The 24,229-nt window shown below is 67.4% G+C and carries 26 protein-coding genes and 1 tRNA gene; 11 read left to right on the top strand and 16 right to left on the bottom strand.

The window, feature by feature from the left end:
• Positions 1-61: 61 nt before the first annotated feature.
• Positions 62-463 (bottom strand): DUF2946 family protein, encoded by a 402-nt coding sequence (locus tag J2W23_RS13720; RefSeq protein ID WP_307649115.1) that lies wholly within the window; start codon positions 461-463, stop codon positions 62-64.
• 83 nt (positions 464-546) lie between these two features.
• Here J2W23_RS13720 and J2W23_RS13715 point away from each other — a divergent pair, with 83 nt between their 5' ends.
• From J2W23_RS13715 to J2W23_RS13705, 3 genes are all read left to right on the top strand, one after another.
• The gene (locus J2W23_RS13715; protein ID WP_307649114.1) at positions 547-981 is read left to right on the top strand and encodes a GNAT family N-acetyltransferase; all 435 of its coding nucleotides are present in this window, start codon (positions 547-549) and stop codon (positions 979-981) included.
• 102 nt (positions 982-1,083) lie between these two features.
• Positions 1,084-1,524, top strand: coding sequence for a helix-turn-helix domain-containing protein (locus J2W23_RS13710; protein ID WP_307649113.1), 441 nt, complete (start codon positions 1,084-1,086; stop codon positions 1,522-1,524).
• A 103-nt stretch (positions 1,525-1,627) separates the two neighbouring features.
• Positions 1,628-2,074, top strand: coding sequence for an SRPBCC family protein (locus J2W23_RS13705; protein WP_176661703.1), 447 nt, complete (start codon positions 1,628-1,630; stop codon positions 2,072-2,074).
• Positions 2,075-2,102: 28 nt separating this feature from the next.
• Here the strand turns inward: J2W23_RS13705 and chrA are convergent, their stop codons facing one another.
• From chrA to J2W23_RS13690, 3 genes are all read right to left on the bottom strand, one after another.
• On the bottom strand, positions 2,103-3,320 hold the full coding sequence (gene chrA, locus J2W23_RS13700) for a chromate efflux transporter (protein ID WP_307649112.1): 1,218 nt from the start codon (positions 3,318-3,320) through the stop codon (positions 2,103-2,105).
• Between the two features lie 97 nt (positions 3,321-3,417).
• Positions 3,418-3,494 (bottom strand) — tRNA-Met (locus J2W23_RS13695).
• 52 nt (positions 3,495-3,546) lie between these two features.
• Positions 3,547-5,064 carry a VWA domain-containing protein gene (locus J2W23_RS13690; RefSeq protein ID WP_307649111.1) on the bottom strand — a complete coding sequence of 506 codons (1,518 nt, stop codon included), beginning with the start codon at positions 5,062-5,064 and terminating at the stop codon, positions 3,547-3,549.
• Positions 5,065-5,200: 136 nt separating this feature from the next.
• Here J2W23_RS13690 and J2W23_RS13685 point away from each other — a divergent pair, with 136 nt between their 5' ends.
• The gene (locus tag J2W23_RS13685; RefSeq protein WP_307649110.1) at positions 5,201-5,866 is read left to right on the top strand and encodes a sigma-70 family RNA polymerase sigma factor; all 666 of its coding nucleotides are present in this window, start codon (positions 5,201-5,203) and stop codon (positions 5,864-5,866) included.
• A 73-nt stretch (positions 5,867-5,939) separates the two neighbouring features.
• Positions 5,940-7,328, top strand: coding sequence for a hypothetical protein (locus tag J2W23_RS13680; RefSeq protein ID WP_307649109.1), 1,389 nt, complete (start codon positions 5,940-5,942; stop codon positions 7,326-7,328).
• Positions 7,329-7,360: 32 nt separating this feature from the next.
• Here the strand turns inward: J2W23_RS13680 and J2W23_RS13675 are convergent, their stop codons facing one another.
• A complete protein-coding gene (locus J2W23_RS13675; protein WP_307649108.1) occupies positions 7,361-8,140 on the bottom strand; it encodes an enoyl-CoA hydratase in 780 nt (259 codons plus the stop codon).
• Positions 8,141-8,268: 128 nt separating this feature from the next.
• Here J2W23_RS13675 and J2W23_RS13670 point away from each other — a divergent pair, with 128 nt between their 5' ends.
• Positions 8,269-8,856, top strand: coding sequence for a DUF2325 domain-containing protein (locus tag J2W23_RS13670; protein WP_307649107.1), 588 nt, complete (start codon positions 8,269-8,271; stop codon positions 8,854-8,856).
• Positions 8,857-8,959: 103 nt separating this feature from the next.
• Here J2W23_RS13670 and J2W23_RS13665 read toward each other — a convergent pair whose 3' ends face one another.
• From J2W23_RS13665 to J2W23_RS13655, 3 genes are read right to left on the bottom strand one after another with little or no spacing between them, the layout of a single operon-like run.
• Positions 8,960-10,792, bottom strand: coding sequence for a M61 family metallopeptidase (locus J2W23_RS13665; RefSeq protein WP_307649106.1), 1,833 nt, complete (start codon positions 10,790-10,792; stop codon positions 8,960-8,962).
• Positions 10,792-11,514, bottom strand: a complete 723-nt coding sequence (locus J2W23_RS13660) for a DsbC family protein (protein ID WP_176659054.1) — start codon at positions 11,512-11,514, stop codon at positions 10,792-10,794. The genes J2W23_RS13665 and J2W23_RS13660 overlap by 1 nt, the downstream gene beginning before the upstream one ends.
• Positions 11,515-11,548: 34 nt before the next feature.
• Complete coding sequence (locus J2W23_RS13655; protein WP_307649105.1) at positions 11,549-12,676, bottom strand: FAD-dependent monooxygenase; 1,128 nt, start codon at positions 12,674-12,676, stop codon at positions 11,549-11,551.
• A 127-nt stretch (positions 12,677-12,803) separates the two neighbouring features.
• Between J2W23_RS13655 and J2W23_RS13650 the strand changes: the two genes are divergently transcribed.
• Positions 12,804-13,685, top strand: a complete 882-nt coding sequence (locus J2W23_RS13650; protein ID WP_307649104.1) for an MOSC domain-containing protein — start codon at positions 12,804-12,806, stop codon at positions 13,683-13,685.
• A gap of 6 nt (positions 13,686-13,691) precedes the next feature.
• Here J2W23_RS13650 and rbsD read toward each other — a convergent pair whose 3' ends face one another.
• The 6 genes from rbsD to J2W23_RS13620 all read right to left on the bottom strand — a co-directional run bounded on the left by rbsD (position 13,692) and on the right by J2W23_RS13620 (position 19,849).
• Complete coding sequence (rbsD, locus tag J2W23_RS13645; protein ID WP_307649103.1) at positions 13,692-14,090, bottom strand: D-ribose pyranase; 399 nt, start codon at positions 14,088-14,090, stop codon at positions 13,692-13,694.
• On the bottom strand, positions 14,087-15,061 hold the full coding sequence (gene rbsK / locus J2W23_RS13640; protein ID WP_307649102.1) for a ribokinase: 975 nt from the start codon (positions 15,059-15,061) through the stop codon (positions 14,087-14,089). The genes rbsD and rbsK overlap by 4 nt, the downstream gene beginning before the upstream one ends.
• A complete protein-coding gene (locus tag J2W23_RS13635) occupies positions 15,058-16,155 on the bottom strand; it encodes a LacI family DNA-binding transcriptional regulator (RefSeq protein WP_307649101.1) in 1,098 nt (365 codons plus the stop codon). Before J2W23_RS13635 ends, rbsK begins: the two co-directional genes overlap by 4 nt.
• 27 nt (positions 16,156-16,182) lie before the next feature.
• Positions 16,183-17,172 carry an ABC transporter permease gene (locus tag J2W23_RS13630; RefSeq protein WP_307649100.1) on the bottom strand — a complete coding sequence of 330 codons (990 nt, stop codon included), beginning with the start codon at positions 17,170-17,172 and terminating at the stop codon, positions 16,183-16,185.
• Positions 17,169-18,776, bottom strand: a complete 1,608-nt coding sequence (locus J2W23_RS13625) for a sugar ABC transporter ATP-binding protein (protein WP_307649099.1) — start codon at positions 18,774-18,776, stop codon at positions 17,169-17,171. Before J2W23_RS13625 ends, J2W23_RS13630 begins: the two co-directional genes overlap by 4 nt.
• 119 nt (positions 18,777-18,895) lie before the next feature.
• Positions 18,896-19,849, bottom strand: a complete 954-nt coding sequence (locus J2W23_RS13620) for a sugar ABC transporter substrate-binding protein (protein WP_176659062.1) — start codon at positions 19,847-19,849, stop codon at positions 18,896-18,898.
• Positions 19,850-20,049: 200 nt separating this feature from the next.
• Between J2W23_RS13620 and ychF the strand changes: the two genes are divergently transcribed.
• Genes ychF through J2W23_RS13605 form a run of 3 tightly spaced genes read left to right on the top strand, consistent with a single transcriptional unit; the run spans position 20,050 to position 21,864 of the window.
• Positions 20,050-21,141 carry a redox-regulated ATPase YchF gene (ychF, locus tag J2W23_RS13615; RefSeq protein WP_176659063.1) on the top strand — a complete coding sequence of 364 codons (1,092 nt, stop codon included), beginning with the start codon at positions 20,050-20,052 and terminating at the stop codon, positions 21,139-21,141.
• Between the two features lie 19 nt (positions 21,142-21,160).
• Positions 21,161-21,682, top strand: a complete 522-nt coding sequence (locus J2W23_RS13610; RefSeq protein WP_176659064.1) for a zeta toxin family protein — start codon at positions 21,161-21,163, stop codon at positions 21,680-21,682.
• Complete coding sequence (locus J2W23_RS13605; protein ID WP_176659065.1) at positions 21,679-21,864, top strand: hypothetical protein; 186 nt, start codon at positions 21,679-21,681, stop codon at positions 21,862-21,864. Before J2W23_RS13610 ends, J2W23_RS13605 begins: the two co-directional genes overlap by 4 nt.
• A 6-nt stretch (positions 21,865-21,870) precedes the next feature.
• On the opposite strand, the gene J2W23_RS13600 is transcribed toward J2W23_RS13605, so the two are convergent.
• Positions 21,871-22,863: a trypsin-like peptidase domain-containing protein gene (locus J2W23_RS13600; RefSeq protein WP_307649098.1), complete on the bottom strand. Its 993-nt coding sequence runs from the start codon at positions 22,861-22,863 to the stop codon at positions 21,871-21,873.
• A 132-nt stretch (positions 22,864-22,995) separates the two neighbouring features.
• Here J2W23_RS13600 and J2W23_RS13595 point away from each other — a divergent pair, with 132 nt between their 5' ends.
• Positions 22,996-23,670, top strand: coding sequence for a glutathione S-transferase (locus tag J2W23_RS13595; protein WP_176659067.1), 675 nt, complete (start codon positions 22,996-22,998; stop codon positions 23,668-23,670).
• 7 nt (positions 23,671-23,677) lie between these two features.
• Here J2W23_RS13595 and J2W23_RS13590 read toward each other — a convergent pair whose 3' ends face one another.
• Positions 23,678-24,148, bottom strand: a complete 471-nt coding sequence (locus J2W23_RS13590) for a YqaA family protein (RefSeq protein WP_013543594.1) — start codon at positions 24,146-24,148, stop codon at positions 23,678-23,680.
• Between the last annotated feature and the right edge of the window lie 81 nt (positions 24,149-24,229).

Raw genomic sequence — 24,229 nt, 5'->3', positions numbered from 1 at the left:
GCGATGCGGCAGGCGGCCTCCATCGAGGCGGCATCTCACATGCGCAGGAACCGGAAGCGAATCAGCAGAGCGAGGGCGGCCCGCGCGCCGGCGGCGGCGCTGCGGTGATGGCTGCGATGTGCGTGTGCGCAACCAGCGCGGCCGCGTGGACCGCAGGCACAACGGCCGGCAGCGAGAAGCCGGGCGCTGCGGGTGGTGCGCCGCCGAGCACGCACAACGGGCAGTCGAGGTGGCCGGTGCCCAGCTCGTGCGCGCCGTCGTCGGTGTGCACGATGGCCTTGACCGAGCCGCTGGCCGAGCAGACCAGTTCCATCGACACCGGATGCACCATCGGCGAGGCGATGGCCGCGCCGAGCGAGAGCGCGAACCACAGCAACGCCCAGCGGATCAGCGGCACGCCCGGACGTCGCCAGACCGCATGGGCTGCGTGCCTGTTCGGTGCGGCGTAAAAGGGCGTGGGCATTGGCGCGGATTATCGGCGAGGTGTGCGGCCGGCGCATGTCGCAGCACTTCGCGGATGAAAGGGCTTTGCTTATGCTCGCCGACATGGACCATCAACTTCGAATCTCCACCGCGATCGAGGACCTGGACGTGCCGCTCATCCATCGCTTCCTGTCGGAAGAGTCGGCATGGGCGCGGCAGATTCCGATCGAGACCGTGCGCACGTCCATCCGGAACTCGCTGAACTTCGGCGGCTTTCTTGGCGGCTCGCAAGTTGCGTTTGCGCGGGTCGTGTCCGACTGCGCGACCTTCGCCTACCTCGTCGATGTGTTCGTGCTGAAGGAACATCGCGGCAAGGGGTACAGCGCGGCGCTGGTCGCTGCGGTGATGGCCCATCCGCAGCTGCAGGGGCTGCGACGCTTCATGCTGGCAACCAGCGATGCGCACGGGCTCTACGCGAAGTTCGGCTTCACACCGCCGTCACGGCCGCAGACGCTCATGGAGAAGTACGTGCCGGATGTGTATGTGCGTGTGCCTTGAACGGATCATGCGAACGCGTGCCCAGGCCCGGCCTAGGTAGCTTGCAGTTGCGTTGACAGGTCCTGACATCGAGGACGTTTACGTTTTGGTCACAATGCGGGCATGCCAAACATTGCATCCATCCTCAAAGCCGAAATCTCACGCGTTGCCAGGAAAGAAGTGCGCGCGGAGATCGACATCCTCAAGAAGGCATCCGCCACCCATCGCGCCTCGATTGCTGCATTGCGTCGACAGGTGAGTGCGTTGGAGAAAGAGCTGCGGCGTGCTGCCAAGGGCTCCGCGCGGCGCGCGCCTGCCGATGAATCCGGCGAAGCGGGTGAATCGGGGCCGAAGCGGCGATTCAGTGCGACACGGCTGGCTGCACATCGCAGCAAGCTCGGTCTCTCCGCCGCGTCCTACGGGAAACTCGTGGGCGTCTCGGGGCAGACGATCTATCACTGGGAGCAGGGGAAGGCCCGGCCCCGTGCGGCGCAACTCGAGAAGCTTGCAGCCGTCAGAGAGCTGGGCAGGCACGAAGTGGCCGAGCGACTGGAAGCTGCGTAGAAGAAGCTTCGCCGGGCGAGACGCATTGGCAGGATCTACGGTTTTTCGGTCCTTGTGACGCATGTTGGATGTCCGTAGGCTCACGGTTTCGAAAGGAAGAACCATGAGCACCAACACAGTCAGATTGCATCGCGTTCTTGCCGCGAAACCCGAAAAGGTCTATCGGGCATTCCTCGACGCGGACGCCAAGGCGCGCTGGCTCCCGCCCAATGGCTTCACTGGAAAGGTCCACGAGATGGAAGCCAAGGTGGGCGGCAAGTACAGGATGTCGTTCACGAACTTCACCACGGGCAAGAGCCATTCGTTCGGCGGCGAATACCTGGAGCTCGTACCGAACGAACGGCTGCGCTACACCGACGTTTTCGACGATCCGAACTTGCCCGGCAAGGTCCAGGTGACCGTCACGCTGAAGCAGGTTTCGGTCGGCACCGAGCTGAGCATCGTCCAGGAAGGGCTGCCCGAAGTGATTCCGGTGGAAGCCTGTTATCTGGGCTGGCAGGAGTCGCTGCGGAATCTCGCGAGGCTGGTAGAGCCGGAGATCAACGAGTAACGACCGACGCGGTCTGTTGCATGCAGCCTCAAAGGGCGAGCAGCCATCCGGCGACCGCAGCCAGTGCGACGACCAGCACCGGCGAAACACGCGCGTAGACCAGCAGTCCGAATGCCGCCAGGGCCAGTCCGAAATCGGCTGGCGAGCGGATGGCGCTGGTCCACGCCGGATCGTAGAGCGCGGCCAGCAGGACGCCGACGACCGCGGCGTTGATGCCGGCCATCGCGCGCTGGATGCCATCGCGCTGGCGCAAGGTTTCCCAGAATGGAAGCGCGCCGATCACCAGCAGCGAGGCGGGAAGAAAGATGGCAAGGAGCAACACCACACCGCCCACCCAGCCGCCAAAAGGCCCGGGCATGACGGCGCCGAGAAAAGCCGCAAAGGTGAACAACGGGCCCGGCACCGCTTGGGCGGCACCGTAGCCCGCGAGGAAGACGTCGTTCGAGACCAGGCCGTTGGGCACCACACCGGCTTGCAGCAGGGGAAGCACGACATGCCCGCCGCCGAAGACCAGCGCGCCGGCCTTGTAGAACCCGGCGACGACAGACAGCGCCGGTGAGTGCATCGCCGTGGCCAGCAACGGCAAGGCTGCGAGCAGGACAACGAAAAGGCCCAGCAGGGCAGCGCCGGTCGCCTTGCTCACGCCGTAGTCGTGGTGCCGCGCGGCGGGAAGATGGCCGAGCTTCAGCGCCCACCGCCCCACCAGGCCGCCTGCGGCGATGGCCGCGATCTGGCCCGTTGCCGAGGGAACTGCGAGCACCAGCAAGGCCGCGGCAATGGCGACGCCTGCACGCAGGCGATCAGGGCACAGCGACTTGGCCATGCCCCAGACCGCTTGCGCGACGACGGCAACCGCGACGACTTTCAGGCCATGGACTGCGCCCGATTGGGAAAGGGCCGTCCATTGCGTGACGCCGGCTGCAAACAGGATGAGCGCCACCGCCGAAGGGAGCGTGAAGCCGATCCATGCCGCCATCGCGCCACCCCACCCCGCGCGCCCCAGGCCCAGCGCCATGCCGACCTGGCTGCTCGCGGGGCCGGGCAGGAACTGGCACAGCGCGACCAGGTCGGAGTAGCTCTTGTCGTCCAGCCATCCGCGGCGCTCGACGAATTCCGCGCGGAAGTAGCCCAGGTGCGCCACCGGTCCGCCGAAAGAAGTCAGGCCGAGCTTGAGGAATGCGAGGAGGACTTCGAGCACCGTGCCACGTGCATCGTGTTCCGGTCCGGATTGCTGGGGCAGGTTCATGAGGGCGGGGTTTTCGGCGCGGCCAGACGAAAAAAAGCCCTAAGTAGTTGATCTACTTAGGGCTTTTGACTTTAGCGGAGAACCGCTTCAGCAGTGTTGGTGGCTCTTCACGGATTCGAACCGCGGACCTGTGGATTATGATTCCATCGCTCTAACCGACTGAGCTAAAGAGCCGTTCAGCGTTTTGCGCTGAGCCTAAAATTATAGCCCAGTCCGCGGGACGACTTCAACCACCAGCCGGCAGCTTGCCCAATTCTTCCGTCACCAGCCGCACGATCAGCCGGTCCAGCGTCTGGACCGAGTAGTTGGAAACGTCGTGCAGGGTCTCCGAGCCCGGACCGCTCGCCGGCTTCGAACCCTCCTTGTAGGTCAGGAAAACGAAGCGCCCGCCCGTGTACTGCGCGATCTGGCGCTGGATGTATTCGCCCTGCTTGTCGAGCCCCGACGCCCCCACGCTGAACACCTTGATGCCCTTGCCCAGCGCCGCGACCATGCTGTCGTCGTACTGCGGGCCGCCATAGTCCAGGTGCGGCGGCGCATCGGCCAGCAGCACGACCAGGCGGGTGGTGCCGGTGCCGCGCCAGCTCAGCTGGTGAACGGTTTCGGCCAGCGCCTCGTTCATTGCTTCGGGGTAGTCGCCACCACCCGCGGCCTGCAGCCCGTTGAGCACGCCCTGGAAGGCATCGAGGTTGTCTGTGAAATCGTGGCGGCGCACGACGAAATCGTCGGTGACGTCGCGGTACGCCACCAGCCCGAAGCAGGTGTCGGGGCGGCTCGGCAGGCGGGCCACTTCGTCGGCGATGGTGCGCAGCGTGGCCTTGAGCTTGGCGATCTCGTCGGCCATCGAGCCGGTGGCGTCGATGAGAAAGGCCAGGTCGAGCTGGGCGCGCGCAGGTCCGGCGCCCGGCTTGTCGATCACCACGTCAACAGCGTTTTTCTGGCCGCGCTGCAGGAAGGCGGTGCCCTGCCGGCCGTTCTTGCGGACCGTGACCTCGTACATCCGGCTGTGCGTCCTGTCGAAGGCGAGCGGATGCAGCCAGGCGCGCCCGCCCGCGTCGGTGCGCGCCCACATGGCGGCGCCGCTGGGCGCCTGCACCGCCACTTCGGCGTCGGGCACCACCGCGCCGCGCGCGTCGCGTACCTGCAGGAGGTAGCGCATGCTGATGTCGCGCTCGCGGTGGGCCACCTGGGTGCGGCCGCGGAAGTTCAGGTACTCGTTGAAGTCGGCGTTGTCGTCGACCATGCCGGCGGTGACGGGTTCGTTCGCTGGACGTCCGGCCTGGGCGATGCCGGCGCGCGAGGTCGGTGGTGCCGGCGAAACAGGCGCCACGGCGATCGGTGCCGGCGCAGAGTCCGCTACAGGAGGCGCGGCCGCACTCAGCTCGCGGGCGCTCGAGCCGTAGGCCTTCGTCTCGGCTGCCGCAGCCGGTGCCGGCTTGCGCAATGCCTCGGGCGGCGCGGCGTCGAGGGGGCCTATCGTCGGCGCACGGACAGGCCTGGGTCTTTCGAGCCGAGCCTTCTGCACGCCCGGGGTCTCATGGGTCTGTACAGGCCGTGCGCAATGGGTGGCCGAGGGCGCCTGGAAGTTCGGTTCGGTCTGCGAGATCTGCAGCGCCGGTTGAGGCCAACGCGTGTTGGCACCCACCGCCGGGATCTCGGTGGCGCCGCTGGCGCTCCACAGGAACTGGGCGCACAGCAGCACGACCAGCGGGCGGCGAAAACGGGGAGCGAAGGGCTGGGCCATGAAAGGACTCCGGGTTGTGAGATGCAGGCTGATACGACCGGCCTGCAGTCCCGGGGTTAATCGCGTGTGACTTTTTTTCTGGAGGCGAACCCCGATGCCTTCCGCCGTCCGTACAAGCTCAGGTGAAAATCCGCCGATGTCTGCGCTCCCACGCGCCCCTTCCGCCAAAGCCGCCACCGAGCGCGACGCCATGCCCGACGATCAGTTGATGCTGGCCTACGCCCACGGTGACGCCGCCGCGTTCGACGTGCTCTATGCGCGCCACGAGGGCGGGCTGTTCCGCTTCGTCAAGCGCCTCCTGGGCGCGCGGCTCGCGGCGCAGGCCGACGAGGTGTTCCAGGACACCTGGGTGCGGATCATCTCGGCGCGCGAGAGCTTCTCGCCGCAGGGCGCCGCATGGCGCACCTGGGCCTTCACGATCGCGCACAACCTGGCGATGGACCGCCTGCGCGTGAGCGGGCGCGAAGTGGCGCTCGACGTGCATCCGGACGACGACGGCGATGCGGTGCCCACGCTCGACCGCGGCGTGCGCGGCGCGGTCGATGCCGCGGCGCATCCGTCCGCCGAGGAGCTCGCCTTCTGGCGCGCCGCCGGCCGGCGTTTGCTGGCCTGCCTCGACGAACTGCCGGCCGACCAGCGCGCCGCATTCCTGCTGCATCACGAAGACGGCCTGACCGTCGAGGCGCTGGCCGCGAGCCTGGAGATCGGTTTCGAGACGGTGCGCAGCCGCCTGCGCTACGGCTTGCAGAAGCTGCGCGGCTGCATGGAACGCTACCTGTCGGTGCTGGAGCAACGCGCATGAGCGCCGCGCCGGGCCGCCCGAAGCAAGCTTGCTCCCGCTTGGCGGGAAGGCGCGCAGCGCCAAGGGTGCACCAATGAGCAACGACATCGATCGTCAAGGCAGCGACGACGGCGATCTGCGCGACCCGGCGCTGCGCCGCGCGCTCGACAACGCGCCCGACCACGATGCAACGCCGCATCCGCGCACGCGCGATGCGATTCTGAAAATGGCGCACAACCTCGCTGCCGCACCTGTATCGACGCCAGCATCCGCCGCCAACAACGCGAGCGCCGCGCCCTGGTGGCGCCGGCTGTTCGGCGGCGGCGACACCCGCGCCCGGATGCCCTGGAACGCGGCCTTTGCCACCGTGCTCGTGGCTGCCTTCGTGAGCGTGCTCTGGCATCGCGAACCGATTCCCGATGCGAGGCTCGATGGCGAAGCGAACGTCGCCAGCGCGCCGGCACCGGCACCCGCTGCCGCGCCGCCGCCCTCGGTAGAAGCTGCGCCCAGTCCCGCAATCGCTGCGCAACAGGCACCATTCGCCGCAGAAGCACCTGCAGCTCCCGCGCGAGATGCGGTCAGGGAAGCTCCGGGCCGCGCGACGGCGGATGCGGCCCGCAAACCCGCGCCGACGATTGCCCGCAAGCAGACGGAAGCGGCACCCGCATCAGCGCCAGAGGCGGCGCCTGCCGAGCCGGTGCCTGCTCCGGTCGAAGCGCGATCGGCGACAGTGCCCATTCCCCCGCCGCCAGCCACTGTTGCCCCGGCGCCTCCACCCGCACCTGGTGCCGCGCCTCCTCCACCGTCACTCGCGGCGGCAGCACCGGGCGTCGCCGAGTCGTCCGCACGCTTGCGTCAGAAGAGCGAAAGCGCGCAGGACGAAAAAGAAGAGGAGAGGCGCAGCGCATATGCCGCCGCCCCACCCGCGCCTTTGATTGCACCTGCTCCCGTTGCTGCGCCTGAAAGAACGCCGCCCGCAGTGGTGGCGGCTGCGCCATCAGCACCTGTCGCACCAGCGCCCTTGCAGCGGGAGTTGCCGGCGAACGCGTCCGGGTCCGTTGCGCGTGGAGGGAGTCCGAATGCCGACGTCCCGGGCGCCCTGCGCGACACGGCCCCGCCACGTGCCGCAGCTGCCAGGGCCGGCAGGTCACCGACGGGCGTGTCGTCGCCGTTCTCCGCGCTGGACCTCTGGACATCCTTCGACATCACGCGCGCAGGCATGGGCGTGCGCCACGCACGCGGTGACATCGAAGGCCTGGCGGCGCTGGTGAACACGGTGGCCCGCTCGGCCACGGCGGCAGATATGCAACTGGCCGCGCCGGTCGAGGCGCGCCTGTCGCTCTATCAGGGCGGCACGCTGATCGCCGTGCTCGAGATCGCGGGCGACCAGGTGCGCTGGACGCCGCAGCCCGGCGGAACAGCAACCGTCGGCACGCCGCCGGCGCAGACGCTCGCGGCGTTGCGGGCCCTGCTGACGCGCTAACTAATTAATTAATAGTCGTGCGCCGAAACGCCTCAGGCGTTCTTGAAATCAGGCGCGCGCTTGTTGAGGAAGGCGTCCATGCCTTCCTTCTGGTCGACCGTGGCGAACAGCGCGTGGAACAGCCGGCGCTCGAACATCACCCCGTCGCTCAGGCCACTTTCGAAGGCGCGATTGACCGATTCCTTGGCTGCCATCACCGAGATCTGCGAGAAGCCGCAGATGACCAGCGCCGCGCCCAGCGCTTCGTCGGCCAGCTTTTCATAAGGCACCACGCGGCTCACGAGGCCGGCGCGCTCGGCTTCGGCGGCGTCCATCATGCGGGCGGTGAGCACCATGTCCATGGCCTTGCTCTTGCCCACCGCGCGCGGCAGGCGCTGCGTGCCGCCAGCGCCTGGGATCACGCCGATCTTGATCTCGGGCTGGCCGAACTTGGCGGTGTCGGCCGCGATGATGAAGTCGCACATCATCGCGAGCTCGCAGCCGCCGCCCAGCGCGAAGCCGGCGACCGCGCCGATCACGGGCTTGCGGATCGAGCGGATGGTTTCCCAGTTGCGGGTGATGTAGTCGCCCTTGTAGGTGTCGATGAAGCTGTACTTGGCCATCGCCGAGATGTCGGCGCCGGCCGCGAAGGCGCGCTCGCTGCCGGTGAGGATGATGCAGCCGATGGCGTCGTCCGCATCGAAGGCCTTGAGCGCCTGGCCCAGCTCGGTCATCAGCGCGTCGTTGAGCGCATTCAGGGCCTTCGGGCGGTTGAGGGTGATGATGCCGACCTTGCCTGCTTCGGTCCGCACTTCGATGTTTTCGTAGCTCATGGTGTCTCCGGGAGAGGTGGGAAAAGTTCGTCCGGGCCACTATACCGAGCAAGGCTTCTGGCCTGCTGACACCCACATCCTCCCAATTGAGAATCCCTCTCATCTAGAATGGCCGCATGGAGTTCCCGATGCAAGAACATGCCGTGTTGCTGCGGGCCTATGCCCGGGTGCAGGAGCGCTGCTCGCGCCTGCTGGCCGAGCAGGCTGCGCTGGTCGAGCGGCTGGAGGCGCAGGTCGTGCGCCTGCGCGGCGCGCTGGTGGCGCGCGATTCGGCCATTGCGATGGTGCGCGAAGAGCTGGCGGCGCGCGCGGCCGGGGGCGATGCGCTGCCCAAGCGCCTGCACGCCCTGCTGTCGCCGGGCAGCCGGCGCCACGAAATGCCGCCCATGTCCGAAGCGCCCGCCGATCTGCGCGAAAAGGCTGTGCTGTGCGTCGGCCGCGAGGAAGAGGCACCGTCGCTCGCACGTCAGTTGGTCGAAATCGCCGGTGGCCGCTACCTGCACCACGACGGCGGCGACGATGCCGATGACCCCGCGCTCGAAGCGGGCCTGCGCGCCGCCGACCTCGTGATCTGCCAGACGGGCTGCGTGAGCCACGGCGCCTACTGGCGCGTGCAGGACCATTGCCGGCGTACCGGCAAGCCCTGCGTGCTGGTGGGCGAGCCGCAGCCGATGCTGTTTGTGCGGAACCCAGCGGTGACGGAACGCGCCGGTTGACTCTTTCGCGAAACACCGCGGAACCGGCTTTGCCGGGCCGCAGGTGTTGCCCCCGGAAGGGGGACGGCGCAGCGACACGAAGTGCGCGAAGCCTGGGGGAGAGCTATCCAGCCAGCCAGCCGGTGACCTTCGCAGCGTCGTGCGTAAAGAGGCGCCAGGTGGTCACGCCCGTCGGCACCGTGAGCGGCAGCCGGAGCAGCTTGCGATCGCGCGCAACGATGGCCGTGCACTTCGTCGCATCACCGAGATAAAGCGCGAGGTCGTCCAGCTTGGCGATGCGCCAGGCCTGCGAAGATTTTTTCTTGCCAGCAGCGGGCAGCTCGATACCGATCCACTCGTCGTTGGCCGAGAAGCCGGCCTTTTCGGCCGCACCGCCGCGCAGCACCACCTTCACCTGCACGCTGCCGTTGGCTTCGGCCACGCGCACGCCAAGCACCTGCGCCTGCTGCGACGGATCCTCGAGCGTCGCCACGCCATGCGTGCGCAGCAACTGCGCGAGCGGCAGCTCTTCGGTCGAATGCACCCAGCGTGCAAGCTCTTGCGCATACGAACGGCCACTCACGGCTTCGAGCGCGGCCGCGATGTCCGCTTCGCTGATCGGCCCGCCGCTGCTGTGCGTCCACAGGTGGCGCATCACGTCGTCGAGCGAACCCTTGCCTTCATGGCGCAGCGTGAGGTCGAAGCACAGCGCCACCAGCGCGCCCTTGGTGTAGTAGCTCACCGTGCTGTTGGGCGTCTGCTCGTCCTGGCGGTAGTACTTGACCCAGGCGTCGAAGCTCGCGTCGGCCACCGGCTGCACCAGCCGGCCCGGCGTCTGCTGCACCTGGTTGATGGTCTTGTTGAGCAGGCGCAGGTACGCCGCGTCGTCGATGCGTCCCGCGCGGCGCAGCAGCAGGTCGTCGTAGTAGCTGGTGAAGCCCTCGAAGAACCACAGCAACTGCGTGTAGTTCTCGCGGCTGTAGTCGTAGTGGGCGAACTCCGCCGGCCGCATCCGCTTGACGTTCCAGGTGTGGAAGTACTCGTGGCTGATAAGCCCCATCAGCGTGGTGTAGCCCTCGGGCTGCTTTTTCTTTTCGCCGCGCTGCGGCAGGTCGCGGCGGTTGCAGATGAGCGCCGTGGAATGCCGGTGCTCGAGTCCACCGTAGCCGTCGTCGACGGCGTTGAGCATGAAGACGTAGCGATCGATCGGCAGCTTCGGTCCGCCGCGCTTGCCGGCTTTGTCGCCGTGCCAAAAGCGCATCTCGGCTTCGCAGATGGCCTTGGTGTCGGCGATCAGCCGGTCGCCGTCGAACGAGGCCGCGGCACCCGCGATCACGAAGCGGTGCGGCACGCCGCAGGCGTCGAACTCGGCGCTCCAGAAGGCGCCCATTTCGACCGGGCTGTCGGCCAGCTCGTCGTAGCCGCTCGCCTGGTAGCTGCCGAAGCCCTGCTTGTCGATCTTCGTGGGCGCGAGCGCAGTGGCGCACGACCAGATGGCGCCATCGGCCGTCGATGCAGGAGCGACGATTTCGAGCGCATGCGGCGCATCGGTCTGCCCCTCGACCCGCAGGCACAGGCTCGTGCCGTTGAAGAAACCGCGCTCGGCGTCGAGCCAGGCGGTGCGCACCGAGTTGTCGTAGGCGCAGACCTGGTAGTTCAGCACCATCGGCTGGCCCGGTACGCAGTCGACCAGCCAGCTGCACTTGTCCACCTGCGTCAGCGCGGGTTTGCGGCGCCCCTGCGTGGCGCGCAGGCCCTGCAGGTTCTTGGCGAATTCGCGCACGAGATAACTGCCCGGAATCCACACCGGCAGCGTCACCCGCTGCAGCGCGGCGGGCGCGTCGATGGTCAGCGTGACGGCGAAGAGGTGCGCATGCAGGTCGGCGCACTCGACGCGATAGCGCACGCCTGCAGCGGGCGCGCCGGCTGCGCGCCGGGATACGGCTTTCGTCGCCATCAGCTGGCGGAAGCGGCGAGTTGCTTCTCGACCTGCTCTGCGGGAATGGCGCCCGGCGTGCGCGTGCCGTTGCTGAAGATCAGCGTGGGCGTGCCGGTGATGTTGTACTTGCGGCCGAACTCGACGTTGCGCTGCAGCGCGGTCACGTCGCAGCTGCCTGCCGCGGTGGCGGGCTTGGTGCCGGCTTCCATCCAGTCGGCCCAGGCCTTGCCCTTGTCCTTGCTGCACCAGATGTCGCGCGACTTGATGGTCGAATCAGCGCCGAGCACCGGGTAGAGGAAGAGATAGACGGTGACGTTGTCGACTGTCTTCATGTCCTTTTCGAAGCGCTTGCAATAGCCGCAGTTCGGGTCTTCGAACACCGCCAGCTTGCGCTTGCCGTTGCCGCGCACGATCTTGATCGAGTCCTTCAGCGGGAGCTTGTCGAACGCGACTTCGCTCAGCTTCTCGACCCGCTCCTCGGTGAGATTGCGGCGCGTCTTCACGTCGATCAGGTTGCCCTGGATCAGGTAGCTGCCCTGCTCGTCGGTGTAGAAGATCTGCGAGCCGTTCACCCGTACTTCGTAGAGGCCGTTGACCGGCGACTTGGTCACTTCGTCGATCGGCGGGAACTGCGGAATGCTGGCCGGCAGGTTCTTGCGGATCTCGGCTTCGCCGGCGGTGGCGGCCATGGCCGCGCCCAGTGTGCAGGCGGCCAGGAGGAGGGTTCGTGCGAGGGTCATGGGAAAGAAGTCCGTTCGGTTCGAATGTGTGGCGTCATGCCTTCAAGCCCATGGCTTGCGCGGTGATCCAGTGCTTGACGAGGCGGGAGCGGTCGAAGCCGCGCATGCCCCAGTTGCGCAACGCGGGCAGTGGGCCCAGGTTGTGCGAGAAAAGTTGCTGCAGGCCATCGGTGGCAAGGCTCATCTGCAGCACGTCGGCGCGGCGGGCGCGTTCGTAGCGGCGCAAGAGGCGCGCATCGCCCACGCTGCGCCAGTAGTCGCGCGTCTTGATCACCTCGGCCAGCGCGGCCGCATCGGCCAGGCCGAGGTTCAGGCCCTGGCCCGCGAGCGGGTGCACCGTGTGGGCCGCATCGCCCGCGAGTGCCCACGACCGGCCCGTCTGCCCGGACATCGCGCCGGTCCAGCGGTCGGCGATGGCGCGAGCGAGCGGCCAGGCCGCGCGCTCGCTCGCGAGCTTGAGCGCACCGAGCGCGCCATGGCTGGCCTCGGTTACTGCAGCGTTGAATTCTTCGTCGCCTTGCGCGAGCAGGGCAGGGGCTCGAAGCTGGTCGACGGACCACACCAGTGCGACCGTCTTGCCGTGCGTGCCGCCCAGCGGCAGCAGCGCGAGCACTTCGCCTTTGTCGTTGAACCACTGGCGCGCGATGCCGTCGTGCGATTGTTCGGCTTCGAGACGCGCGGCCACCGCATGCTGCGGATAGCGCGTGACTTCGTAGCTCACGCCGAGCGCTTCGCGCGTGGCACTGGCCTTGCCTTCGCACACCACCGTGAGCGGCGCGGGCACGGGCTCGGTCACGACCTCGATCTGGGGCTGGAAGCGAACCGCGTCGGCCAGCTGTTGTTCGAGCGCCGGCACATCGACGATCCAGGCCAGCGCATCGACCTTCTGGCGTGCCGCGCTGAACTGCACGCGCCCGCCTTCGTCGCCGTGCACCAGCATTTCGCGCACCGGCGTGGCGTGGGCCGCATCGGGCCAGGCGCGCAGCGATTCGAGAAGGGTGCGGGAGGCCGTGTTGAGCGCGTAGGCGCGGATGTCCTGCTTGCCTTGCGCGGCCGGCGGCACCACCAGCGCCACGCGCACGCGCTCGCGTGCGAGCAGCAGGGCCAGCGTACGGCCGACGATGCCGGCGCCGCGAATGCAAACTTCAGGAGGGAGGGCCATCGGACAATTGTAGGAGTTGCCCGTTCGCCGGCGCCTTGCGCCTGTCCCCCGGTGGGCGAAGGGCTTCCCGGCGGCGCCGATGCGGGACAATCGCGGTCGCTTTCCAAGGATCCAAGGAACCCCCACCGTGTCGCAGCCTGTTTTCGACCTCGAAGCCACCATCTCGCGCCTGTTCGTCTACCCCGTCAAGTCATGTGCCGGTGTCGAGCTCAATGAAATGCTGCTGACCGAAACCGGCCTGGAGTTCGACCGGGCCTGGATGGTGGTCGATGCCAACGGCGAATTCGTCACCCAGCGCCAGATCCCGCGCATGGCGCTCATCAAGCCGCAGATGAAGCACATGGAGGTGGTGCTGCGCGCTCCCGGCATGCTGGCCCTGCACCTGGCCTTCGACCGCGTCGAGAAGCCCGTCCGCGTGCGGGTGTGGAAAGACGAAGTGGCCGCCTATGACATGGGCGACATCGCCGCCCAGTGGTTCAGCGATTTCCTCTCCGAACCCGGCAAGCCGCAGACCCTGCGGCTGGTGCGCTTCGACCCCGAGCACAGGCGCCTGTCGAGCCTGAAGTGGACCGATGGCGTCGAGGCGCTGAATCAATTTGCCGACGGCTACCCGCTGCTGGTGGCGAGCGAGGGCTCGCTGGCCGAGCTCAACGAGCGGCTCGCGGCGGCGGGGCACGAGGCGGTCGGCATCGAACGCTTTCGTCCCAACATCGTGCTGGCCGGTATCGAGGCGCACGACGAAGACCGCGTCGATGCGCTGCATGTCACGACTGGCGAAGGCGAGGCTGAACTCAAGCCGGTCAAGCCCTGCACGCGCTGCCCGATTCCGGACATCGACCCGGCCACCGGCGTGAGCACCCCCGAGGTCGGCGATGTGCTGCGCACTTACCGCGCGGACGCGCGCGTCGACGGGGGCATCACCTTCGGCATGAACTGCATCGTGGTGCAGGGTGTGGAATACACGCTCAAGGTCGGGCAGACCGTGGGCGCGAACTACCGCTTCGAATAGCCCAGATCAGAACGTCACGCCCGCGCACAACACGATGTTGGCGTAGGGCGTGCATTCGCCGGTGCGGATCACGGCCCTGGCGCGCGCACTCAGGCGCTTGAGTTCCTCGTGCGAGATCGTCTCCGGCACCACGGCCAGCTGGCCTTCGCACCAGACGGGCAGCGTGCCGGCGGGCAATTGCTCCACCGCCTCGCGCGCCAGCAGTGCGCGCTCCACCTGCATCTCCGACAGCACGGCCTTGAGCACATCCGCGATGCGCGGAATTCCGGGCGTGAGCGCCAGGTCGATGCGCTTCGGGCCATCGGGAATCGGCAGACCCGCATCGCCGATGACGACCATGTCGCCGTGCCCCAGCGCAGCAATCACTTGCGAGAGTTCGGCATGCAGCAGGGGAGAGCGTTTCACAGCGTGATCCAGTCGGGAGGCAGGGGACTTTGCAGCACGGCGTCGCGCTGCGGAATGGAGGGTTGGGCGCCGGGCTGCTGGATGCACAGCGTCGCGGCGCGGATGCCGAGGCGCACGGCTTCGTCGAACGATTGGCCTTCGCCCAGCGCCACGGCCAGCGCGCCAAGAAAAGTGTCGCCCGCGGCGGTGGTGTCGACCGCCTGCACCTTCGGCGCGGGATGATGGCGCGCCCCGTCGGCATCGACGGCCACCGCGCCGCGCGACCCGAGCGTGACGACCACGCGCGCGATGCCCTTGGCGCGCAGCGCACGGCCGGCGAGCGCTGCCTCCTGCGGGCTGTCGGCCGATTGGCCGCACAGCGTCTCGGCCTCGATCTCATTGACCACCAGCGTGTCGATGCGCGGCCAGAGCGCATCGGCAATCGCCTGCACCGGCGACGGGTTGAGCAGCACCTTGCAGCCCGCCTCGTGCGCCACCGAGATGGCGCGCGCGACCTGGTCCATCGGCGTCTCGAACTGCATCACGAGAAAGGCCGCGCCCTGTACTTGCTCGCGCAGCGCCGCTTCGTCGATCTCGACCTTCGCGTTGGCGCCGGGGATCATCACGATGCGGTTCTGGCCGCTGTCTTCCACCAGGATCAGCGCCGTACCGGTGGGCTCGGCATCGACCGTGCGCAGCGCGGCGGTGTCGATGCCGTCGCGCTCCAGCGATTCGCGCAGCGCGCGGCCGTGGGCGTCGTTGCCCACGCAGCCGATCATGCGCACCTGCCCGCCTTCGCGCGCGCAGCTCACGGCCTGGTTGGCGCCCTTGCCGCCGGGGATGTTGGCGATCGAATGGCCGATCAGGGTTTCGCCCGCGGCCGGCGCATGGGGGACGCGCAGCACCAGGTCCATGTTGAGGCTGCCGAGCACCACGATGCGCGGCGGCGCCAGCGACGGCTCGGGACTGCGGGAAGAAGGCTTCGGACTCACGGGGTGCGGGACTTTCGGTTTTCCGTTGAAGGCGCCGCGCCGGAGGCGGGTGCCGAAGAAGAAGGCGTGGGCGCGGCGGCTTCCTTGAAGCTCGCATGGCGCGCAGTCGAGGCGCGCACGCGCAGCTCGGGTTGCAGCACCACCTTGCGCGCATCGCGCCGCTTGCCGCTCACGCGCTCCAGCAGCATGTCGACCGCCAGCGCGCCGATGCGCTCCTTGGGCTGCGCGACGGTGGTGAGCGGCGGGCTGGTGTAGGCCGAGAGTTCGATGTCGTCGAAGCCGACGATCGAGAGCTCGTCGGGCACGTGCACGCCGCTTTCATGCGCGGCGCGCAGGGCGCCGATGGCCATCAGGTCGTTGCACACGAACACGGCCGACGGCGGATGCTCGGTGCGCAGAATGGCGTGCATCGCCTCGTAGCCGCTCTGGCTGGTGAAGGCGCCGCGCCACAGCAGCGCATCGGCGTTCGGTGTGGTTCCGGCCTCGGCCAGCGCCATGCGCCAGCCTTCGATGCGCTGCTCGCTGGGCGTGAGGCCCTCGGGCCCGCCGAGGCAGGCGATGCGCTTGTGGCCGAGCGACAGCAGGTGCCGCACCGCGAGCAGGCCACCCTGCATGTGCGCGGTTTCCACCAGGTCGCAGCTCGGGTCGGCGATCTCGCGGTCGACCAGCACAGTCGGAATGCGCAGGCCTTGCAATTGCGTGACGAGCGAGTCGTCATCGCCCGTCGACACCACGATCAGCCCGTCGATGCGGCGCTCGGCCAGCACCTGCAGGTACACGCTCTGGCGGCGAGGCTCGTCGTCGGTGTTGCACAGCACCAGCGTGTAGCCGGCGCCGAAGCAGCGGTCTTCCACGATGCGCACGATCTCGGCGAAGTAGGGGTTGGAGCTGTTCGGAATCAACATCCCGAGCGTCGAGGTGGTGTTGCTCTTGAGGCTGCGCGCCATCGCGTTCGGCACGTAGCCCAGTTCGCGGATGGCGAGCTCGACGCGCTCGCGGCCCTTGGCGCTCACATGGCGCGTGTCGTTGACCACGTGCGAGACGGTGGTGACGGAGACTCCCGCGCGCAGCGCGACGTCCTTGATGGTGGCCATGGCTTTTCCTCGTCGGTTCTTTGGGCGTCAGGCCAGTCGACGATCGGCGCGGCGCTGGCGCAAGGTGTCGATGATCACCGCAACCACGATCACGGCGCCCGTGATGATGCGTTTGCTCGGCTCGCTCGCGCCCACCTGCGCGAGCCCGGCTTCGAGCACCGCGATGATGAGCACGCCGAAGAAGGTGTTGACCACCGAGCCGCGCCCGCCCATGAGGCTGGTGCCGCCGATGACCACGGCCGCGATCACCTGCAGCTCGATGCCGACCCCCGCATTCGGGTCGGCCGCCTCGAGGCGCGCCGACTGCATCAGGCCAGCGAGCCCCGCGAGAAGACCGGTCACGGCGAACACGATGATGCGAATCGGCCGCGGATCGACGCCCGCCAGGCGCATCGCCTCTTCGTTCGTACCGATGCCCACCACATGCCGGCCGAAGACCGTGCGCGTGAGCACCATCTGCCCGATGACCACCAGCACCACCGCGAGCACGAAAGCGGCGGAGATGCCGCCGATCCACGGCGCGGCGAGGCCCGAGATCGCATCGCCCACGTACTGCGTGCGCGAGTCGGTGACCAAGTAGGCGCCACCGCGCACCGCTTCGAGCATGCCCAGCGAGACGATGAAGCTCGGCAGCCGCCAGGCGACCGATACCGCGCCCGTCACCGTGCCGCAGACGAGGCCAGTGGCGAGGCCCAGCACCGCGGCCAGCGGCACCGAGAGTTTCCATTCGAGGATGGCGGCGGCAGTCACGGCCGCGCTGAGTGCGAGCACCGAGCCGACGGAAAGATCGATGCCCGCGATGATCAACACGAAGGTCATGCCCACCGCCATCACGGCGAGCGCGGGGATTTCGTTGGCGATCGAGATGAAGGTGTCGCGCGTGAGGAAGTATTCGCTCATCGAGCCGAAGAGCGCGACCATGCCCACCAGCACGACCGTGAGGCCGAGGTAGGTGCCCAGCTGGCCCTTCAGTGCGGAGGTGCGCGGGTTGGAAGTCGGGGCGGCGGCTGCGTTCATGGTGTCTCGGCGGTGGCCGGTTGGGCGAGGTTCGAATCGGGAGAAGAGGGGGCGGGAGCGGCGGGGCGTCCGGTCGTGTCGCTGAAGGCGGCGGCGAGCAGCGATTGTTCGCTCCATTCGCCGCGCTCGAACACCGCGACCAATTTGCCGGCGCTCATCACGCCGATGCGGTCGCACATGGCCATCAGTTCGCGCAGGTCGCTCGACACCATCAAGAGCGCCTTGCCGGCGTCGGTCATGCGGTCGAGTTCGGCGTACAGGTCGGCGCGCGCACCAACGTCCACGCCGCGCGTGGGTTCGTCCAGCAGCAGCACCTTGCATTCACGATGCAGCCAGCGCGCAAAGACCACCTTCTGCTGGTTGCCGCCGCTCAGCGTGGCGACAGGTTGTTCGATGCTGCGCGAGCGGATGCGCAAGAGCTCCACCAGTTGCCGCGCGATGCTGCGTTCCTTGGCGCGCAGCAGCCAGCCGGCGTGCGAGATCGCGCCGAGGTCGCTCAGCGTGGCGTTCACGCGGATCGATTGCGTGAGCAGCAAGCCCTGCGACTTGCGGTCTTCGGTGACGAGGCCGATGCCGGCGCGGATCGCCTGCATCGGCGAGCGCCAGCCCTTGCGCACGTGCTGCACGGGCGCTGTACCGGTCTTCGCGTCGTAGAGAGAAATTTCGCCGCGGTCCGCGCGGTCGGCGCCGAACAGGAGACGCACCAGCTCGGTCCGGCCCGAGCCGACCAGGCCGGCGAGGCCCATGATTTCGCCTGCGCGCAGGTCGAGGTCGACATCGCGCACCAACTGCGCCCGGCCGAGGCCGCGCGCGCTCAGCAGCACCGGCCCGGCGACGCGCCGCTCGCGGCCTTCGTGCTCGTGCACCGCACGGCCGACCATGCGTTGCACCAGTTCGGATTCGCGCACGCCGGCCATGGCGCGCACGTCTACCAGCCTGCCGTCGCGCAGCACCGCCACGCGGTCGGCGATGCGCTGCAGTTCCTCGAGGCGGTGCGACACATAGACGATCGCCACGCCGCGGGCTTTCAGCAACTCGATCTGCTCGAACAGGTGCGAGGTCTCGCGCGGCGTGAGCATCGCGGTGGGCTCGTCGAGCACCAGCACGCGCGTGTCGTCCTGCAGGTTGCGCGCGATTTCCACCATCTGCTGCTGGCCGATACCCAGCCGCGCGACGGGCGTGGCGGGGTCGATGTTCTCCATGCCGATCTTGGCGAGCTGGCGCGAAGCCAGCTCGTGGAGCTTGGCGCGGCGGATCCAGCCGGTCTTGTTGGGCAGGCGGTCGAGCAGCAGGTTCTCGGCCACCGACAGCGTGGTGACCAGCCCCAGCTCCTGCATCACCATGCGCACGCCCAGGCGCTCGGCATCGCGGCGGGAGCCCGGCTGAAAGGGCTTGCCATCGAGCAGCATCTGGCCGCGCGTGGGCTGCACCAGGCCGCAGACGATCTTGGAGAGCGTGCTCTTGCCGGCGCCGTTCTCCCCCGTGAGGGCGAGCACTTCGCCGGCGTTCAGGACGATCGAGACGTCATCCAGCACCGGCGCCGCATAGTCCTTCCCGAGCGCACTCAGCGAGAGCACCGGCGCGCTGCGATCGTTATCAGCCATCGATGGGAACCTTATTCCAGAAACACCGAGGAACCGGCTTCGCCGGGCCTCAGGTGTTGCCCCCGGTAGGGGGTTGGCGAAGCGACACGAAGTGCGCGAAGCCTGGGGGCGAGCAACATTTATTTCGACGCCTTGGTGACCAGCACCACGTCGGTCTTCACTTCGGCGGGCATGTCCGACTGCTTCTTCTTGTCGGCGATGGCCTTGAGCGCGGTCTCGATGCCGAACACGGCCTGCTTGGCGGCGAACTGGTCGGCCGTGGCGAGCACGCGGCCGTCGGCCAGCATCGGCTTGATGGCGCCGATGTTGTCGTAGCCCACCACCAGCACCTTGCCGGTCTTGCCCGCGGCCTTGACGGCAGCCACGGCGCCCAGCGCCATGCTGTCGTTGCCGGCGAGCAGCGCCTTGAGGTCGGGGTGCTCGCGCATCATGCCGGCGGCCACCGTGTTGCCCTTGTCGATTTCCCACTGGCCGGACTGCACGCCCACCACCGTCACGTTGGCGGCCTTCATGGCGTCCTGGTAGCCGAGGGTGCGCTGCTGCGCATTGAAGGTGGTCGAGACGCCTTCGATGATGCCGACCTTGTCGCCGGCCTTCAGCTCCTTGGCCAGCGCGTCGCCCACCAGCTTGGCGCCGGCGCGGTTGTCGGGGCCGACGAACGGCACCTGGATGCCCTTTTCCTTCAGCGCGGCGGCGTCGAGCTGGTTGTCGATGTTGACCACCAGGATGCCCTTGTCGATGGCGGCCTTGATCACGGGAACCAGGGCCTTCGAATCGGCCGGCGCGATGACCAGCGCGTTGATCTTCTGCGCCACCATCTGCTCGACCATCTTGATCTGGGCGGAGGTGTCGGTCTCGTCCTTGATGCCGTTGGCCACCAGCGTGTACTTGGCGGCGTTGGCCTTGTTGTGCGCCTTGGCGCCGTCTTCCATGGTGCGGAAGAACTCGTTGGCCAGCGATTTCATGACCAGCGCGACCTTGGGCTTGTCCTGTGCGAAGGCGGGCGTGGCGGCGATGGCGCCCAGCAGCGTGAGCGCGGCGGCGCTTTGCAGGGTGCGGCGGGTGAACTTCATGGTGTGTCTCCTGAGGTGGTTGAGCGGTACGCCGGTCTCTGCCGGGGGCTCCGATATTACCGAACGAAAACGTTTGCGCAAACGTTTGCTAATCGGGTTTAACCCTGAGCCTCGAGGCGATGGAAGAGGGAGCGAAGACCTGCGGGATGGGCACGAAACCATGGTCGCCTAAAATGCCCGGTTACCCAAGAGGACCTCCCATGAGTTTGCAATGCGGCATCGTCGGCCTGCCCAACGTCGGTAAATCCACTCTTTTCAATGCGTTGACCAAGGCCGGCATCGCAGCGGAAAACTATCCGTTCTGCACCATCGAGCCCAATGTGGGCGTGGTGGAAGTGCCCGATCCGCGGCTCGACCAGCTGAGCGCGATCGTGAATCCCGAGCGCGTGGTGCCCGCCATCGTCGAGTTCGTCGACATCGCCGGCCTGGTGGCCGGCGCCAGCACCGGCGAGGGCCTGGGCAACAAGTTCCTCGCGCACATCCGCGAAACCGACGCCACCGTGAACGTGGTGCGCTGCTTCGACGACGAGAACGTGATCCACGTGGCCGGCAAGGTCGACCCGATCTCCGACATCGAAGTGATCCAGACCGAGCTTTGCCTGGCCGACCTGGCCACGGTCGAGAAGGCGCTGCACCGCCACACCAAGGTGGCGCGCTCGGGCGACAAGGACGCGCAGAAGCTCGTCGGCCTGCTCGAACGCTGCCAGGCCGCGCTGAATGAAAACATCCCGGTGCGCGCGCTCGAGTTCACCAAGGAAGAGCAGCCGCTGGTCAAGAGCTTCACGCTCATCACCGCCAAGCCGGCGATGTTCGTGGGCAACGTGGCCGAAGACGGCTTCGAGAACAACCCGTACCTCGACCGCCTGCGCGAATACGCGGCCAAGCAGGGCGCGCCCGTGGTCGCCATCTGCGCCAAGATCGAAGCCGACCTCGCCGAGATGGACGACGAGGACAAGAAGATGTTCCTCGCCGAAATCGGCCAGGACGAGCCGGGCCTGAATCGCCTGATCCGCGCGGCCTTCAAGCTGCTGGGCCTGCAGACGTACTTCACCGCTGGCGTGAAGGAAGTGCGCGCCTGGACCATCCACATCGGCGACACCGGCCCGCAGGCCGCCGGCGTGATCCACGGCGATTTCGAGAAGGGCTACATCCGCGCCCAGACCATCGCGTTCGACGACTACATCGCCTTCAAGGGCGAGCAGGGCGCGAAGGACGCGGGGAAGATGCGGTCGGAAGGCAAGGAATACGTCGTGAAGGATGGCGACGTGATGAACTTCCTGTTCAGCTCGTGAGCACGTAAGTCCCGTTTTGATGAGCCATCCCAAGATCGTCATCATTGCGGGACCGAACGGTGCGGGCAAAACCACTTTCGCCCGCGCCTTCCTGCCGGAAGAGGCGCAATGCCCGCGATTCATCAACGCCGATCTGATCGCGGCCGGTCTTTCTCCTTTTGCACCCGAAGCCCAAGCCATCAAGGCGGGGCGGTTGATGCTGGAGGAGATTGCGGGTTGCGTCGGTCGCAGGGAAAATTTTGCGTTCGAGACAACGCTGTCGGGGCTTGGCTATCTGCGCCACATCCGCGCATGGCGGGAGTCGGGTTATCACGTCAGTCTCTTCTTTCTGGCGCTACCAACTGCAGAATTGGCCGTTGCGCGCGTGGCCGAACGTGTCAGGCAGGGCGGGCATCACATTCCCGAGGACGTGATTCGCCGCCGCTTTCAGACAGGACGGCAGAATTTCGACTGGCGCTATCGCACGGAGGTAGATGCCTGGGCTCTCTATGACAGTGCCGGAGATGTCCCGGCTCTTATCGAATGGAAAGAAGCACGATGACGCGCGACCAGCTCAGCCAAGCGAAGGACAAGGATCTGCCGGCATCCCTGATTGCGATTCAGCGGGCCGCGCGGGCAGCACGCGAGGCTGCCGTGCGCACGAACACCGCCATCGTTGTGCAGCGCGGTCAGAAGCTGGTTCGCATCACCGCAGATGAACTCCGCAAGGCAGGGGTGAAGTAAGCCCGCCTACTTCGCAGCCTGCTGCTTGCCCCACACCACCGTGTTGTCCACCGCATAGGCGGCACACACCACCTTGCGTTCCGCGCAGCCCCTCAGATGCTCGGTCAACGCAGCCGAATTGGTGGCGGTGCCGAACTTGTTGTCGCTCGTGATCAGGAACGCTCGCGGTCGCGCCTGCAGCAGGAACTGGCGATACGCAACGCGGATCTGCGCGGGGTCGGCGCCGACGACCGGCAGGCGGGCTTCGTCGGCCAGGTCGGCATGGCCTGAAGGCGTGGGTTCTCCGTCGGGGCCGAGCACCACGCCGACGTTCTTCAGCAACTCGCGCCACTTCGTCATTTCCGCGATCACGCGCTGGGGCAGTTCCATCACCCACTGCGCCGGATAGGCGAAGCCGAGGTTCGCGCCGCCGGGCGCCACGCTGTCGGTGACGCCGACGAGCCGGCCTTCTTCATCGAACAGCCCGCCGCCGCTCGAGCCGGAGGACACCGGCGCGGAGGTCTGGATGATCGGCAACTGGCCTTGCGAGCGGGGCCGCAAGGCGGAGATGAGGCCTTCGCTCAGCGTGAGCTCAAGCCCGTGCGGGCTGCCGATGGCGAACACGCGCTGGCCGACGCGCAAGCCTTCGACCGGCGCGATCTGCACGGCGGGCAACTGCAGCGGGGTTTCCGTCATGAGCACGCAGAGGTCGCGCGACGGATCGGGGTCGCGCAGGATGCTCTTGATCTTGATGGTGGTCTGGCCCTGGGTCACGGTGGCGGACATGGCGCCGTTCACCACGTGGCAGGCCGTGGCCAATGCCGCCGGCGTCACGGCGACCGCGCTGCCGACGCTGGTCTTGTTGTTGCCCTGGTCGCCCTTGACGGTCCAGACCGCGGGCGATGCCTTGCGAAAAATTTCCTCGGGTTGCAGCGCCCACGTGTACGAAGCCAGGGCGCCGAGCCAGAGGCCGGCTGCGAGGGGCTTCCAAGGCCAGGACTTCTGCAGGGAGTTTTTCATCCGGATGAGTGTAGGAAGCGGCCATCCGGTTCGCCGTAGGCGGGCGCGCTGTATCGGTGGGTGTCAAAGCCCCGTGGCCGCCGCTGTTGGGTAGACTGCGCGCGCCCCGATTTCTCCACAAGGTCCGCCGCCATGCTCACCGTTCACCATCTCAACAATTCGCGCTCGCAGCGCGTGCTCTGGCTGCTCGAAGAGCTCGAACTGCCGTACGAGATCGTTCACTACCAGCGCGATGCGCAAACCATGTTGGCGCCCGCTTCGCTCAAAGCCATTCACCCGCTTGGCAAGTCGCCGGTGGTGACGACCGACGACGGCCTCACGCTCGCGGAGTCGGGCGCGATCATCGAGACGGTGATCGAGCGCTACGGCCACGGCCGCCTCGCGCCCGCCGCCGGCACGCCGGAGGCGTTGCGCTATCGCTACTGGATGCATTTCGCCGAAGGCACGGCGATGTCGCCGCTTCTGCTCAAGCTGATCTTCGACCGCATCGAGACGACGAAGATGCCCTTTTTCGCGAAGCCCATCGCCAAGGCCATCGCGGCCAAGACCAAGGGGGCGTTCATCAACCCGAACATCGCGAGCCACCTGAACTACATGGAGTCCGAACTCGGCAAGAGCGAGTGGTTCGCCGGCAATGAATTCAGCGGCGCCGACATCCAGATGAGCTTCGTGGTCGAAGCCGCGCAGGCGCGCGGCGGTCTCGATGCGAAGCGGCCGAAGCTCATGGCGTACCTGGAGCGCATCCATGCGCGTCCGGCCTACAAGCGCGCGCTGGAGCGCGGCGGTCCCTACGGCTTGTTGAGCTGAGATTTCGTCAGGACGGGAAGACGTACAGCAGCGCGACCGTCATCGTGACGTAGCGCAGGAACTTCCCGATGGCCATGTAGCCGAGGCATGGCCAGAACGGCAACTTGAGCCAGCCCGCGACCGCGCACAGCGGATCGCCCACCAGCGGCAGCCAGCTCAAGAGGCACGCTTTCGGCCCCAGCCTCTCGAGCCAGCCGAGCACGCGCACGTGGTGTTTCGAGTGCGAGTATTTGTCAGCGACCTTGTGCGCGCCGTAGCCCATCCACCAGTCGACCGCGCCGCCCAGCGTGTTGCCGATGGTCGCCACCGCGATGGCCGGCCAGAACATGTCCGGGTTGAGCTTCAGCAAGCCGAAAAGAAAAGGCTCCGAGCCCACGGGCAGGAGCGTGGCCGAGACGAAGGCAGCGACGAAGAGCGTCGAGAGGCCGTATTGCGGCAGCGCCAGAAGCGCCATGAGGGAGTCGAGCCAGGCTTGCATGAGGTCGGGCGAAAAGGTGGCGGAGTATAGGCAGCGCTCACGTCGCATCCGCGTGGGAGAAAGCCCCGCGAAGCATTGGTG

The organism is Variovorax boronicumulans (genome assembly GCF_030812215.1).
In the GTDB taxonomy this organism is placed as follows: Bacteria; Pseudomonadota; Gammaproteobacteria; order Burkholderiales; family Burkholderiaceae_C; genus Variovorax; species Variovorax boronicumulans_C.
This window is presented reverse-complemented; position numbering and strand designations above follow the sequence as displayed.